Origin of the sequence: Pandoraea sp. SD6-2 (assembly GCF_000389825.1) — a bacterium.
In the GTDB taxonomy this organism is placed as follows: Bacteria; Pseudomonadota; Gammaproteobacteria; order Burkholderiales; family Burkholderiaceae; genus Pandoraea; species Pandoraea communis.
In genome coordinates this window covers 1-15,087 of sequence record NZ_KB944433.1, presented here as the reverse complement: position 1 = coordinate 15,087, position 15,087 = coordinate 1, and the positions used below count along the sequence as shown (strand labels likewise).

Genomic DNA, 15,087 nt, shown 5'->3' with positions numbered 1-15,087 from the left:
CTAGACCAATAAGACAGAGCAGAGACAGCGATCCGGCCAGCGCAACATGGATCGTGCCGATCCGCCGGGTCAGGGCAACAAGCCGAAGGTACGCGCTTCGAACACAGCTTGTGTGCGCGAGTTGACCGCGAGCTTCTTGTAGATGTTTTTGATGTGGCATGCGACCGTGAGACTGGAGATATTGAGCAGTGCTGCAATCTCGCGGTTCGTCATGCCCTTGGCGACGAGCCCGAGAATCTCGATTTCTCGCGGGCTCAATGCCGGCACGGCCTCGGCTGTTGGCCGCTCACCGGTGCCAGGCGTCGCCCCCGGTGAGCGTGGCGCCGGTCGGCTGACCCCGACAAGGCTAAGAATATGCCTGGCAACAAACGGATCGATCGGCGCGCCCCCGCGCAGCGCGCTGCGTATCGAGAGCGCAATTTCCTCGTCGTCGCGCTCCTTGAGCAAATACCCGGTCGCGCCTGCCCTTAGCGCACGCACGATGATCTGCTCCGTACTCCACGCGGAGATTACCAGAATCGGAAGCGCGGGATCGCTGTCATGCAACTCGCCGATCAGATCGACGCCGCTGCCGTCCGGCAGGCCGACATCGACGAGTATCAGCGCGAACGGCGTGCTCGCCAGACGCTGACGCGCTTGCGCGAGGCTCCCGGCCAGGCAGACCGTCTCATTCCTGTAGCCCAGCGATTTGAGGATGCTGCTCATGCGCGTTTGCGTGGCCGGATCGTCTTCCACGAGCAATAACGGCCCGGGGAGCACCGGTTCGGTATCGACTGGCGGGTTGACAGGCATGGCGTAGGGTTCCGGAGGGTGAGTAAGGGGAATGTCGTGCAAATTAGCGCACCGCCATCGTAGCGCCCATCCCCCAAACAGGGTAGGCATGGCCCGCATTTACTCAATTCGGGGGATGCCGGACGCCGCACATCGAATGCTACGTTTCGCACAAACGGGTTCGCGCTGCGCAAGGCTCGGCAATACGCGCACGACATCGACATGACACGGGGTGCAAATCCGGGCATTGGACAAACGCTTTCGGATCGGGGGGCAGCGTGGAAGATCGGTTTTCCGCACGGGCGACGCCGCGTCGCCTCAGGGCAATCTGCGGTGTGGCGGGGCTCATGCTCGCAGGGCCAGCCGTCGCACAGACGTCGGGACCGCTGTTCCTCGACTATCGAGGCGCCACGGGCGGTTGCTGTTACGACTCCAATGGCGCGGATGGCGAGCCCGGTCAGATCGACGTCGAACGCACCCTCACGGGCCTGAACATTCTGTCGATAGGCGGGGCGACCGGCGTCGCTGTCGACGTGAGTGGCGGTAACGGTGGCAACGGCGACGATGTCAGTGGTCGCGATCACTGGGGTGGCAGCGGCGGTTTCGGACGCATCGTCGACTTCGTTCTCGCGCAAAGCACCGTCGTGAGTAACGGTTTCGGCGTCTCCGTACTGTCCAAAGGGGGAGATGGCGGTCTGTGGGGCAATCGCGGCCATGGCAACGGCAATGGCGGGACCGGAAATTTTGCACGCCTTACGCTCGACGGCGGCTCGGTGAGCGCTGTCGGCTACGGTCTGTCGGCGCAATCGATCGGAGGCAATGGGCAGACCAGTGCGATTCCGTGGGGAGCCGGCGTGAATGCCGGGGTCGGGGGAAATGCCGGAGACGCCAGCGTGGTCGTGCGTGGCGGGGCCGTCGTCACCGCGAGCGCAAGCGGCGGCAACGGTGGCGCGGCCATTCGTGCCGAGTCGCTGGGCGGACAGGGTGGATTGGGGATCGATGACTGGGAAGGCGGCTATGTGCTCTCCGGATGGGGCGGTAACGCCGGTAATGTCACCGTGTCCATTGCGGACGGCACCGTGACGGCACACGGCGACGGCGAAGTCGGCGTGCTCGCGCGCTCCGTAGGCGGTAACGGGCCGAAACGAATGAGCGATAGCACGGACGTCAAAGGGTCCAATGGCGGTAACGCCGGCAACGTCACGCTCACGAATGGTGCGGCGATTACGACCGATGGGGCCAATGCGCCGGGCATTGCCGCCTATAGCCTGGGGGGCGACGGCGGCGATGGCGGCGGCGGTGTCACCGGGAACGGATTTCAGGGCGGAGACGGCGGAACGCCGGGATCCGTCACGGTCACGAATACCGGCAGCATCGTGACACGAGGCGTCGGCGCGATGGGTATTCGGGTCGCTGTGATCGGGGGCGCAGGCGGCAACGGCGGCGAATCCGGACCCTGGTCGGGACATGGTGGCAATGGCGGCTCGGGCGGTAACACCGGAAGTCTGGCGGTCGATATCAAAAACGACGGCACGATCATGACCATGGGGAATGACGCCGTCGGTATCCTGGCGCACGCGGTCGGGGGCGGGGCGGGTGGCGCCGAACTGAGTCAGGGGATCATGAATATCGGCGGCGGGTCGGGTGGCAACGGCGGACTCGGCGGCAACATTTCGGTCGGCAGCAACGGCTCGATTTTCACGACCGGTGATCAGAGCCCCGGCGTGCAGGTGCAGAGCATTGGCGGCGGTGGCGGGCACGGTGGCGACGCTGACACGACCGGCATCATCGTCGGCATCGCCACGGGTGGCCATGGCGGTGCCGGTGGAAATGGCGGTAACGCCGTCATGGATCTGGGCGGCGCCATTTCCACCGCCGGCGCGGGCTCGACCGGCATTCTGCTGCAAAGCGTCGGCGGTGGCGGCGGTGCCGGTGGGTCTTCCCGCGCCATGACCGTCGGTGTTGGGCTTGGCGTCGCTGTCAGTCATGGCGGCAGCGCCGGTGGTGGCGGAGCGGGCGGCCTGGCGCATCTCACGCTGGAAGACGGGAGCAGCATCACGACGCAGGCCGCCGCAAGCGATGGCGCCGTCGTGCAAAGCGTCGGCGGCGGCGGGGGCTACGGCGGACTCGCCAGTTCGGCAACGCTCACCATCGCACCGGATCTCGGCCCGGAGGTGCCTACCGCCACGCTCAGCCCGCACGTCTCGATCGGAGGTCGCGGCGGCGACGGCGGCGGAGGAGGAATAGCGCAGGTCGACAACAGCGGCGGCATCTGGACGCAGGGCGACAAGAGTGTCGGCATTCTGGCCCAGAGCATCGGAGGGGGCGGCGGTGCCGGGGGAAGTGCTGCCGCCGCGCTGCGGGCGCAATCGATTGCCGCGCCGAACAGTCGCTTCAACATCAGCGTGGGCGCGACAATCGGTGGTGCCGGCGGTGGCGGGGGCGACGGCGCGGCCGCTTTGGTGACCAATAATATCGATGGCAGCGTGCTCACGACCGGCGATCACTCGTCGGGCATCGTCGCGCAAAGCATCGGTGGCGGCGGTGGCGTGGGCGGCATGGTGCAACAGGAAACCGCGAAGTCGTTTGGCGCCACGCTCGGCGCGCCCGGATCGGTTCAGGGGCTGTTGCAGACGATTGGCAATTGGCTGATGCGTCCCGGCAATTCGATGAATGTGGCGTTCGGTTCGCTGACGGTCGGTGTGGACGTTCGCGTGGGTGGCTCGGGCGGTCAGGGCGGGGCCGGTAACGCAGCCACCGTCAGTAACTACGGTCGGGTGACGACGTCGGGCGACGGCTCGGCGGCCATCGTCGCGCAGAGTATCGGCGGCGGGGGCGGTCAGGGCGGCACTGCTGCATCGACCAGCGTATCGAGCCTGCTTTCGAGTCTGGATAGCCTGTTGGGCGTAATGGCCGGCAAGGTCGGCACCTATTTCAACGTCTCGCCCAACGTCGGGACGAATGTCGCCGTCGGTGGATCGGGGGGCTGGGGTGGCGATGGCAGGCAAGTGAGCGTGCTCAATACCGGCACGTTATCCACGAATGGGTTCGGCGCGCCGGGCATCCTGGCGCAGAGCGTGGGTGGCGGTGGCGGAACGGGGGCAGCGACGTCGCAGAACCTTGAGCTTTTTCTCTCAAATTGGGCACCTAAAGATGCGCCGGGGATCATTAATGAGGTAACCCGCATCATCGACCTGCTTGGCTCGAATCTCGCCAGCGCGCAGCACAGCGTCAATGTCAGCGTTGGCGGGCGGGGTGGCAGCGCGGGAAGCGGGGGGCTGGTCAATGTCGACGCCAGCGATCCCGCCAGCCGCATTCAGACCCGTGGTGACAGTTCTCCGGGCATTCTCGCTCAAAGCATCTCCGGCGGGGGCGGGCAGGCGGCCGCGACGGATTACACCTTCGGCGCGAGCAGCCTCGGCGCGGCTGCCGGATCGACGTCGCCGGCCCTGTCGCTCTCCCTCGGAGGAGCGTACACCGGTAATCCGGCGGGCAACGCGGGACAGTTCGCTCATGTGAACGTCAAGAGCGGCGGCGTGATCGCCACACAGGGCGTGGATTCGAGCGGCGTCGTTGCGCAAAGCATCACGGGCGGCGGGGGAGCGGCAGCGGTCGGCCTTACGGGGAACGCGAGCACGCACCTCGCCGCTGGCCAGCAGGTCGCCGCCCCCGTCATCACGCTGGGCAGTACCCTGAGCGGTGCGCTGTCGCCGTCGAGCATGAACGGTGCACCCGTTTCGGTCGTTAGTTCCGGCAGCGTCTACACGAGCGGTGTGCTCTCGCATGGCATCCTCGCGCAGTCCGTTGCGGGCGGCGGCGGCGCTGCGGGAATGACCGTCGGCGCGCAGGTCGCGTCGTTGCTCGGCGGGGCGGTCGTCAAGCTTGGTGCGTCGCCAGCGGGGGGCAGCAGTCTGCAAGCCAACGCCGGGAGCGTCAGTGTCGATCTGACGAACCTTGCGGTAACGCAGGCAGTACTGTCGACGCAAGGGGCGCTATCTTTTGGCGTACTCGCGCAGAGTATCGGCGGTGGCGGCGGGTATGTCGCGCTCGTTCAGGGCGGCAATCCGTTCGCGTTACCGGTCACGAGCCTGACACTGGGTGCGCAGGGCGATACGTTTGGCAGCGGTGCCGACGTCAATGTGAACGTCGCACGTAACGTCGCGGTGCAAACGCTCGGTCAGGATGCGCATGGCATCGTTGCCCAAAGTGTCGGCGGGGGCGGGGGCATTGCGGGGGCGACCACCGCGCCGGGACGCGTCACGCTGGCGTCGGTCAACAATTCCGTCACGCGCTCGGGTGCAAATGACGGCGGCACGGTGGAAGTGGCTGTCGATGGCGGCATCCGAACCCACGGTGACGGCGCGGCAGGCGTGCTGGCGCAGTCCGTGGGCGGCGGTGGCGGTATCGCAGGCGATGCCGCCGCAGTGACTTACGGTCTCGACATGGTGCGACAGGCCAACGTCTCCGGCGCGGTGGGGGCGGGCAACACTGTGCAGGTGAGTACGAGTGGCAGCGTGGTGACCTACGGCGCGAATGCCCCGGCCATCCTTGCGATGAGTCTTGGCGGCGGGGCGGTGTTCAGCGACGGCGGCGTATGGCTGAAACAGCCGGCGAGCGCGAGTGGCAACGCGGGCGGCGCGATCGACGTGACGCTTCAACCGGGCAGCGTGGTCGGCGCCATGGGCGCAGGCTCTCCCGCGATTGCGGCGATCAGCATGGGCAACGCGGGGGCCGGCTCAATGCAAGGCAAGCCGATCGGCGTGACGATCGGCAAAGGCGCGAGCGTGGTGGCCAATGCGACCTCGGGCATCGGCATTCTGGCCATCAATACCGATGGTGTGAATGTCGAGAACGCTGGCACGGTGTCAGCCGCAACGGCCATCGTTTCGATGAGCAAGGCGAGTGTCGCCAACAGTGGCGTGATGCAGGGCAATGTGCAACTGACCACCGACAGCACGTTTCTGAATCGCGTGGGCGGTGAGTTACGCACGGCACGGTTGCTCTCGGCCGGGCTGACGCAAAACTACGGCACGATCAGCCCCGGTGGTCCGGGCGTGTTCCAGGCGTCGCAAGTGTATGGAGACTTCAGGCAGACGGGCACCGGCATCTACGCGCCCGACCTCGATTTCACCAACCACAACAGCGACTTCCTGGCGGTGACGGGCGCATTGACGTTCGGAGGCAGCGTCGTGCCGATCCTTCGCAATCCGGTCAAGAACATCTGGCTTGGCATCGGGCACTTCGACAAGGCGCCAACTGGTGAGACGGCCGTCGCAAAGAGTACGGCGCTAGTCTTCGACTATCGGATGAAGGATCACTATGGCGGCTCGCAGGATCCGCTGATATCGGTGGACGCCAACTTCCGGCCGCCGGGCGTGTCGCTGAATACCAATCAGGCGTCGTTCGCCGACTTTCTACAGACTCACTGGGATGCGGGCATGGTCGAGGCCGGACCATTGTTCCAGCCGTTCGTGAGCGCGGGCGATGCGGCGTCCTACCGCAAGACGCTGGACGTACTCTCCGGGGCGGCGACGCTCATGCGCGCGGGTTCGCGAGGGCATGAGAACTACGACTTCCTGAATCGATTGATGAGCTGCCCGCAGTTCGTCACCAATGGCACGCGTATGGGTGAAGGGAGTTGCGTCTGGGCTCGCGTGATCGGCACCCGTGCCGATCGATTCGATACGGCGGACGACGTGGGTTTTCGCAGTCAGCAGGTGACGTATCAATTCGGGGCACAGAAGGAAATTGCGCATGACTGGTTTTTCGGCGGATCTGCGAGTTACGTCGTGACGCATGCCCGCTCGTCGGATCGCTCGCTGGACGTATCGAGCGATGGCTTTCGGGGCGGGCTGACGTTGAAGCGGCAGATGGGGCCGTGGCAAATCGCGCTCGCCGTGCTGGGCGGCTACGAGAGTGGCACGCAGAATCGAACGATCGCTTATCCGGGCGCGTCCGCGCAAGCGACGAGTCGGCCGGACGCCTTTTTCGTCGGCGCGCGATCCCGGTTGTCCTATCAGTTGAACCATGCCGCCTGGTACGTGAAGCCTTATACCGATCTGGACGTCGTGTACGACAGGAATTCGGCTTACCTCGAAAGCGGCGCCGGTGTGTTCGATCTTGCGATGCAAAGCGAAGGGCGCACAACGGCGGTGCTGAGTCCTGCCATCGAGGTGGGCGCACGTCTCGACTATCGCGGCGTGACTGTGCGTCCCTATCTGTCCGCGGGGATGAGTTTTGCGTCGAAAGGGGATGTGAGCGTCGAGGCGTCGCTCGTGCAGTTCCCGGGTGCGGCGTTTCGCATTACGTCTTCACAACCGCGTGTCTATGCCAACTTTGCGCTCGGGGTCGAGTTGCTGTCGTCGAAAGGGCTTGAGGTCCGTGCGGAGTACAACCTTCGCACGGCGGCGTCGCAAACGGTACAAAGCGCCGCGTTGCGGCTCGCGAAGCACTTCTGAATGCGGATGGCCGGCGCTTCACGGTCCCGGACGACTGTCCGGGGCCGATCTGGCGGGCGCTCAGACGGAATTCGTGGCTGCCTTGAGTACGTCGCTGACCGCCGAGATGAATTCGTCGGTGCGCTCGACGCTTGTCTTGTCGCCTTGCCAGTTCGACGTGAAGCTGAACGTCACGGGCGTTTTGCCCAGGAACATCTGTCCGGCGAAGCACAGAGCGTGGAATTTCTCCCAGTCAAGACTGCCGCCCTTGCCGTAGGCGAGCAGCCCTTGGGGCACGGCCATCCACACCGCGTCGGCCATCGCCGAGATTCGCTTGAACTCGACGAGCGACGTTGGCTTCGCGAAGACTTTTCCTGCGAGGGTTTGCTGGTACCAATTCACGAGATCGTTTGCCGAACTGGTCATCGACTGTTTATCGTTGATGACATCGGTGCGAGAAACGAGAGGACGATTGTCGTAATAAACCTTCTCGTTGTGCGCCAGTTTCTGCATGCCTTCCCAGCCGAGATCGACGCCCGATGGCGCGCCCGCCAGATAGGAAAAGAGGATGCGTGTGGAATCGGGGATGCGCACCGTGTTCAGTCCCATTCGCCTGACGAGTTCACGCACGCGCGCCGGTCCGACGGCGGCCAGCGAGATGTCGGTGCCGATATTGTCGCTGTGCGAGATCATCGATTCGAGAGCGGTGCGGTATTGCGTCTGTCCGCTCAGACCGATGAACACCGGACTGCCCGGCGTGCGCACGGTGTCACTGACGGTGCACAGTTGTGTGCCGGAGAGTTGATTGCGGCCGGACTCCACGTCGAGCAGGAACTGGCCGAGGATGTAAGTTTTGACAGCACTGCCAACGAACAGGAGTTGCTCGGGCGCGTAGCCGGCACGCCAGCCCAGTCCTTCTGGCGGGGTTGCCACCACGAGACAACTTGTCGTTTTCGGCGAGAGGGCGGCAAAGCGATTGATGGCGGCGTCGAGATCTGCGCGTCCGGCGGCGATGGCGCTGGTTGCCGGTGACAGCAATGCCGGTGCCGCGAGCGACGCCGCCGTGAGCTTCAGCGCCTGTCGGCGGGTTGGACGAAATTCGGTCATCGCGAGGGTCTCCTTGACAGGGAACGATGTTCAGCGTGCCGCGTGCTGTTTGCCGGTGCGGCGAGGCCGGGGCAACGTTAGCACGCAGTCGTCGCTGTCGCGATCCCTCATTTTGGGTAGGCAGATGGTGCGATGGAATTTCGTACGACGGCGGTTTCGATGCCGGTATTCAATGACGCAAGTGCATGCTATTGGCGGGTGCGTTTCGTTGTGAATGACCGAGACGTCGAGCCAATGTGGTTGTTACATGAACGGTTCGGTCACGCATATACACATGCAACCTGTACATATTATCTGTACAGATTATCTGTATGATATTATCCGCGCATGGTCAAACAATCACACACATCCGAGACTCTCAGGTTGGCCGCCTTGGCGGGTGAGCTGCGCATTTCCCTGAGCAAACTGGTTCGACGGGTGCGGGAGCAAGCGCATCCGGGCGACTTCACATCCGCTCAGAAGTCGGTGCTTCTCCGTCTGGATCGTGACGGCCCTGCAACCGTCTCAGCCCTCGCGCGGGCGGAGAGCGTGCGTCCTCAATCCATGCGTATCACGGTAGCCGGTCTGGAGGCGACGGGGGCCGTGAGCGGCGAACCCGACCCGACCGATGGCAGGCAAACCCTGATCTCCCTGACGCCCGATTTCCGCAAAACCCTCTACGCCAGTCGGGCCGCCAAAGAGGATTGGCTGTTTCGTGCCCTGCAAACGCAGTTGTCTCCCCAAGAACAGGACGCACTCGCGGACGCGGTGAAATTGCTGCAGCGGCTCGCCGACTTCTGAGTGATTCCAGCACCCTTTCAGGATAGCTATGGCCATCACCACGCTCGATCCGAACACTGCCCTTATCATCGTCGACCTGCAAAAGGGTATCGTCGGCTTCCCCTTCGTTCACCGCATAGACAAGGTCGTGGAGCGCACGCAAGCGTTGCTCGACGCGTTTCGCGCACGCGGCTTGCCCGTCGTGCTCGTCAATGTCGCCGGTGGCGCACCGGGCCGCACTGAGCAGCCTCGCCGCAGTGAACCGTTCCCGCCCGGATGGACTGATCTCATCCCCGAACTCGACCAACAGTCTGGCGACATCGTCGTGACGAAGCAGACCTGGGGCGCGTTCGCCAGCACTGACCTCGAAGACCGGTTGAAGGCACGGGGCGTCACCCAGGTTGTCGTCACGGGCGTCGCCACCGGAACCGGTGTCGAGGCGACCGCTCGCCAGGCATATGAGCAGGGATTCAACGTCACTCTGGCCATCGACGCCATGACCGACGCGCGCCTCGAGACGCACGACTACAGCATCAAGAATGTCTTCCCGAGGCTGGGAGAAACTGGCACCGCCCAGGAAATCGTCGATCTGCTCGGAACGAGGAACGCCTGAAAATGGAATGGCTGCATCTCGTGTCCTATTTCTTCGGCGGTGCCTTTCTCACGAACGCGGTGCCGCATTTCGTCAGCGGTGTGATGGGAAAGCCGTTTCAGAGCCCGTTCGCCAAGCCGCCGGGGCAAGGGCTTTCGTCTCCGACCGTGAACGTGCTCTGGGGCTTTTTCAATATCGTCGTCGGCTACGTGCTCGTCTGCCGCGTCGGCGATTTCGAATTGAAGATCACGGGCGATGCCGTTGCGTTCGCGCTCGGCATTCTGGTCATTGGCCTGCTTTGCGCGCGGCTATTTGGCCGCCTGCACGATGGTCATAGGCTCGAGCGTTCCTGAGCGCAATGACCTCCGGTGTCTTTCGTTCGCTAAGGGGCTACAACTATCGGGTCTGGGCGGTCGGCGCGTTGGTTTCCAACGTGGGCACCTGGATGCAGCGAGCGGCTCAGGACTGGCTGGTGCTGACTCAACTTACGCACCATAGTGCTTCGGCCGTGGGTACGGTCATGGCGCTCCAGTTCGGGCCGCAGCTTTTGCTACTGCCCTGGACGGGCTTCGCGGCAGATCGCTTCAACCAGCGCAAGCTCCTCATGGCAACTCAGGCAACGATGGGCGCGCTTGCCTTGGCATTGGGAGGGCTCACCGTCGCGGGCGCCGTCCAGCTCTGGCATGTCTATCTATTGGCTTTTCTGTCCGGTTGCGCGGCAGCCTTCGATGCGCCCGTGCGCCAGACCTTCGTGGCAGAACTGGTCGGCGACGCGGATCTGTCGAACGCCGTTGCGCTCAATTCGACCTCGTTCAACGCCGCGCGGATGATCGGGCCTGCGGCGGCCGGCGCGGTCATCGCTTCGGTCGGCACCGGCTGGGCTTTCCTGATCAACGGTGCCAGTTTTGTTGCGGTTCTCGCCTCCTTGTCGTTGTTGCGCGTCTCCGAACTGCGTCTCAGCGCGAGGGCTCGCCGCAGCAAGGGCGGCTTCACCGAGGGATTTCGCTATGTCTGGTCCCGGCCGGACCTCAAGGCAATCCTGGTCATGCTGTTCCTGATCGGCACATTCGGCCTTAACTTTCCGATCTTCATCTCGACCATGGCCGTGGGGGTCTTCCACACCGATGCGCGCGGCTATGGTCTCTTGTCATCGATCATGGCCGTTGGCACGATCTCGGGCGCTCTGCTTGCCGCTGGTCGTAGCAGCCCGCAGTTCGTGTCGCTATTGATCAGTACCCTGTCTTTCGGACTGGGCTGCACGTTGGCTGCCATCGCCCCGAACTATTGGCTGTTCGCCGGCGCGCTGGTCGTCATCGGGGTGGCCGCCCTGACCTTCACCAACACGACCAATAGCCTGATGCAGCTCTCGACCGAGCCCGCCATGAGAGGGCGGGTGATGGCGCTGCGCCTGGGTATCGCACTCGGTGGCACCCCGATCGGGGCTCCGATCGTGGGCTGGGTCGCCGACCATGGCGGCCCGCGCTGGTCGCTCTGTGTCGGTGCGGCATCGGGTTTTGCTGCGGCCGTCGTGGCCGCTTACGCGTTGCGCCGGCAGGTTCATCGACCTCGCCAATGTCACCTCGAAGGGCACGGCCTTCCCTGATACGGCCGATGCGGGCCGACTGCCCGCCAGCAACGTGTTCCCCTTGCCATCGAATGCCAGTCGCGGGGTGTAACAGAATTGTCGTACTCCGATGTCATCATCCGTATTTTCCAGAGTTGCGTGCTGCATGGGCGACTGACGCGTGCCGTCCGGCGCGCAGCGAGGCCGGCGCTTTGCCTGACGCGCTGTCTTTTCGGAAGCCGGGAGCATGCATCTTGCGTCTGTACTTGCCTGGTCTACGCCGCTGTGGGGGGCTGCTACTGGTGTTGAGCGTGGGGACGACGCCCGCGCGAAGTACGCCGGTCGATGCCTTCGCCGGTGCCGACGGTGAGCCCGGACGGTCTGCCGTGCCGGCAATCACCGTGCAACAAACGCCGAAGTCCGGCGCCGAACCCAAGTCGTTCTTCTTCGATATTCCTGCGCAGCCACTGGCCGATGCCCTGCAACGTTACGCCATGATCTCCGGCCGTCCCGCTCTCTTTAGCAGTGCTCAGGTGGCCGGCCTCACCTCATCGCCCGTACACGGCGAGCTTCCGGCCGACACCGCGCTGGAGCGTTTGCTGGCGGGCTCGGGGCTCACCGTCCAGCGCGCCCGGACGGGTCCCGCAGAAGCGTTCGTACTCAAGGCGTCGACGACCGAATCGTCGTCGCCGAGCTACGCCGCGCCGGCCACTGCCTATGCCGGCCGGGTGCAGGCGGGCGTCTGGGCTGCGCTTTGTGCCAATACGCTCACCCGGCCGGGGCAATACCGAACGCTGCTGCGTTTCGAGATCGATGCGACGGGGACTCTGCGTCAGGCGCGTCTACTGACATCGACCGGAGAGCGCAGGCGCGATGCTGCTGTGCTCGGGGTGCTGGCAACTGTGCGCATTGACGGCGCGCCGCCTCCGGATCTGGCGCAACCGCTGACGATGGTGTTGCTGCCACGCGACCCTGACCACGCCGGCGCATCCCCCGTTTGCCGGTCGCAGGGCAAGGACGGTCATTCATGACCGAGAATGTCAGACCCCTGCCCGAGTACCTCACCCGGCACTACCACAATCTGAAGCGCCGTCTCACACGCCTGCTCGGTAACAGCGATCTGGCGGGCGACGCCTTGCACGACGCCTGGGTCAAGCTGCAAACGCAGGAGCCGGGAGCGAGCGAGACGGTACAGAGCCCGGGCAGTTATCTGGTACGTGTGGCCGTCAATATCGCGCTCGACGCGCAGCGCAAGCAAAGCCGTTCGCTTTCGTTCGACGAGGTCGATACGTTGATGCATCTGTCGGACACGGCGCCCGGCCCCGCACGCGTTGCGGAAGATCGGTCGGAACTCGATGCCCTCATGCAATTGATGGAGCGGCTGCCTGAACGGCGTCGTCAGGTGTTGTTACTGGTTCGATGGGAAGGACTGCCTCAAAAAGCCGTGGCCGAGCGCCTGGGGGTTTCGCTGCGCGTTGTCGAGAACGAGTTGCGCCGTGCACACGATTTTCTGGACGAGAAACTGAAAGCCAAAAAATAATTGAGGGATTTGAGGGGTGCCGTTCGTCCACACATTGGCGGCATCCGGAGATGCGCAGTTCCGCGACATCGATACCGCTAAATTGCCTGCCTTTGGCATGGCGCCCATTTTGACGCAATGAATACACGCGACACTCATTCAGCCTCCTCTTCGGACGACCTGCAACGGCAGGCGCGCGTCTGGCTGCGGCTGCTGGATTCCGGTGACGTGACCGAAGTCGATGCACAAGCCTTTCGTCGCTGGCTCGACACGAGCGCCGATCACAAGGCGGCCTTCAACACAGTGAAGCACCGCTGGGCGACACTGCGCACGGCAAGCGGCATGTATGCCGATCGGCATCCGAATGCGATTCCGGCACCGGCGCCCGCTCGTCCTGCACGGCGGCAACCCTCGGCGGGGCGTCGTGCGTTCATCGGCGGCGCGGTGACAGTAGGGGCGGCGGCGGCCGTCGCAGGGTTCTATCCAGATGTGTTTCGCCGCACCCTGCCGGACCCATGGGGGGGCGACGAACGTACCGCCGTGGGCGAGCAACGCACGCTGACGCTGGCGGCACAGACCGTTGTCACGCTCAACACGCAGACCCGCGTCCGGCAAAGCGTGCACAACGGCAAAACGGTGAGCATGACGCTGCTCTCTGGCGAGGCCGCCGTCGATCTGGGGGGGGTGGCCGAACCGTTTACGATGTCCGCGGGCGTGGGCAGCGCTCGCGCGCATGACGGACGCTTCGAAGTGCGGTATCTCGATGGCAAAGCTTGTGTCACGTGCATCGACGGCTCGGTGCAGGTCTCCCATCCGGCGGGCAAGCGCGCCTTGCAGGCGCGTCAGCAGGTGGCCTACAACGACCACGTGCTTAGCGATGTCGGCAACGTCAATGCACAAGCGGTGAGCGCGTGGCGCCGAGGCGAACTGGTGTTCGACCAGATTCGCCTTGTCGATGTCGTCGCCGAGATCAATCGCTATCGCGCCGGGCGCGTCGTGCTCGTGAGCGAGGCCGCCCGAAATCAGCGGGTAACAGGACGTTTCCGCATCGCTTCGCTCGACGCCGCGCTATCACAACTGGAGAGCACATTCGATCTGAATGCCAGGTCATTGCCGGGAGGGCTGCTGATTCTGAGCTGACGGTCTCTTGTGCGGAAGTGTCGCCATCTGGCTGCGTGCAGCACGCAGCGTTGATCGATTCGACGACGGCATTTCGCAGGTATCGATGATCGGGAAATAGTTGAGGGTTTTCGCAATACCCATTCGTCTTAGCGACTCGGGAAGCCAACACAACGCCAAAAGCGGCGATGTGCACGTTTCCGACGGGAAGCCAATGGCGAGCTTGCCGGGAACGATCAACTATTAGCGAGGATTCGGGCATGAGCATGCGTGGACGCGAAGGGGCAACGGCAATGCAGAGCAGCGGTTGCAGAAACGGCATAGGACGTAAGCGCCGTTCACGCAGGGTGGCCCCCGTTGCTCAGGCAATCACGCTGCTTCTCACCACGGTGGGGGCAGCACATGCGCAACAGGCGTTCAGTAACGCATGGTTCGCCGCCCGCGGTGCCGCACAGGCAACGGCGTCGCAAACGGGACGTCTGCCGAACGGCATGCCGGTCACGTCGCTGATGGACCCCTCGGCGCAGCAGCAACAGGCGAATGCGCAGTTGCAGCGCTCGATTGCGAATCTGAGTTCGGCCGCACAGAACATCGCGGCAATGCAGGCCGCACAAGCCAATGCGCGCGCGGCAGCGGCGAGCAGCGATACGACCATCCCCGATGGCCTGACCGAAGGCGGCCTGAAGGTCGACACGAACAGCCTGACCAAGGGCTGGATCAACGCTCAAGCGCCGACGCAGACGAGCGCCAACGGCAAGACCCACGTCAACATCCAGCAAACGGCCAATAAGGCAATCCTGAACTGGGAGACGTTCAACGTCGGGCGAAACACGTCGGTGAACTTTGCACAGCAAAGCGACTGGGCGGTGCTGAATCGTGTGAACGACCCGCAGGCACGTCCGAGCCAGATTCAGGGGCAGATTCACGGCGACGGCACCGTACTGGTCCTGAACCGTAACGGTGTGATCTTCGGCGGCACGAGTCAGGTCGATACGCGCAATCTGGTGGTCGCGGCGGCTCGCATGAGCGACGCGCAGTTTCAGACGAACGGGATCTACGGCGCGAACGGCACGACGCCGACGTTCACCGATGCGCTGGGCAAGGTCGAAGTGCAGGCGGGGGCGAATATCACGACGCGCACGCCGACGTCGGTGACGCAAGGCGGTGGCTACGTGCTGCTGCTGGGCAATCAGGTGAGCAACGCGGGGACGATCGTCGC

11 protein-coding genes are annotated in these 15,087 nt (G+C 64.2%); 9 read left to right on the top strand and 2 right to left on the bottom strand.

What is annotated here, in order from left to right; genetic code table 11:
* Positions 1-69: 69 nt before the first annotated feature.
* Positions 70-792 carry a response regulator transcription factor gene (locus tag C266_RS08725; protein ID WP_010804657.1) on the bottom strand — a complete coding sequence of 241 codons (723 nt, stop codon included), beginning with the start codon at positions 790-792 and terminating at the stop codon, positions 70-72.
* 326 nt (positions 793-1,118) lie between these two features.
* Here C266_RS08725 and C266_RS08720 point away from each other — a divergent pair, with 326 nt between their 5' ends.
* Positions 1,119-7,229, top strand: coding sequence for an autotransporter outer membrane beta-barrel domain-containing protein (locus C266_RS08720; RefSeq protein ID WP_010804656.1), 6,111 nt, complete (start codon positions 1,119-1,121; stop codon positions 7,227-7,229).
* A gap of 60 nt (positions 7,230-7,289) precedes the next feature.
* Here C266_RS08720 and C266_RS08715 read toward each other — a convergent pair whose 3' ends face one another.
* A complete protein-coding gene (locus tag C266_RS08715; protein ID WP_010804655.1) occupies positions 7,290-8,315 on the bottom strand; it encodes a serine hydrolase in 1,026 nt (341 codons plus the stop codon).
* A 327-nt stretch (positions 8,316-8,642) separates the two neighbouring features.
* Here C266_RS08715 and C266_RS08710 point away from each other — a divergent pair, with 327 nt between their 5' ends.
* The 8 genes from C266_RS08710 to C266_RS08675 all read left to right on the top strand — a co-directional run.
* On the top strand, positions 8,643-9,095 hold the full coding sequence (locus C266_RS08710; protein ID WP_010804654.1) for a MarR family winged helix-turn-helix transcriptional regulator: 453 nt from the start codon (positions 8,643-8,645) through the stop codon (positions 9,093-9,095).
* 28 nt (positions 9,096-9,123) lie between these two features.
* Positions 9,124-9,687: an isochorismatase family protein gene (locus tag C266_RS08705; RefSeq protein ID WP_010804653.1), complete on the top strand. Its 564-nt coding sequence runs from the start codon at positions 9,124-9,126 to the stop codon at positions 9,685-9,687.
* Positions 9,688-9,689: 2 nt separating this feature from the next.
* A complete protein-coding gene (locus C266_RS08700) occupies positions 9,690-10,019 on the top strand; it encodes a hypothetical protein (protein ID WP_010804652.1) in 330 nt (109 codons plus the stop codon).
* A gap of 5 nt (positions 10,020-10,024) precedes the next feature.
* Positions 10,025-11,269, top strand: coding sequence for an MFS transporter (locus C266_RS08695; RefSeq protein ID WP_010804651.1), 1,245 nt, complete (start codon positions 10,025-10,027; stop codon positions 11,267-11,269).
* Positions 11,270-11,541: 272 nt separating this feature from the next.
* Positions 11,542-12,261 carry a secretin and TonB N-terminal domain-containing protein gene (locus C266_RS08690; protein ID WP_010804650.1) on the top strand — a complete coding sequence of 240 codons (720 nt, stop codon included), beginning with the start codon at positions 11,542-11,544 and terminating at the stop codon, positions 12,259-12,261.
* Positions 12,258-12,770 carry an RNA polymerase sigma factor gene (locus C266_RS08685; protein ID WP_010804649.1) on the top strand — a complete coding sequence of 171 codons (513 nt, stop codon included), beginning with the start codon at positions 12,258-12,260 and terminating at the stop codon, positions 12,768-12,770. The genes C266_RS08690 and C266_RS08685 overlap by 4 nt, the downstream gene beginning before the upstream one ends.
* Positions 12,771-12,887: 117 nt before the next feature.
* Positions 12,888-13,889 (top strand): FecR domain-containing protein, encoded by a 1,002-nt coding sequence (locus tag C266_RS08680; protein WP_010804648.1) that lies wholly within the window; start codon positions 12,888-12,890, stop codon positions 13,887-13,889.
* 239 nt (positions 13,890-14,128) lie between these two features.
* Positions 14,129-15,087: filamentous hemagglutinin N-terminal domain-containing protein (locus C266_RS08675; protein WP_246831161.1), on the top strand; the 959-nt coding region annotated here is incomplete at its 3' end.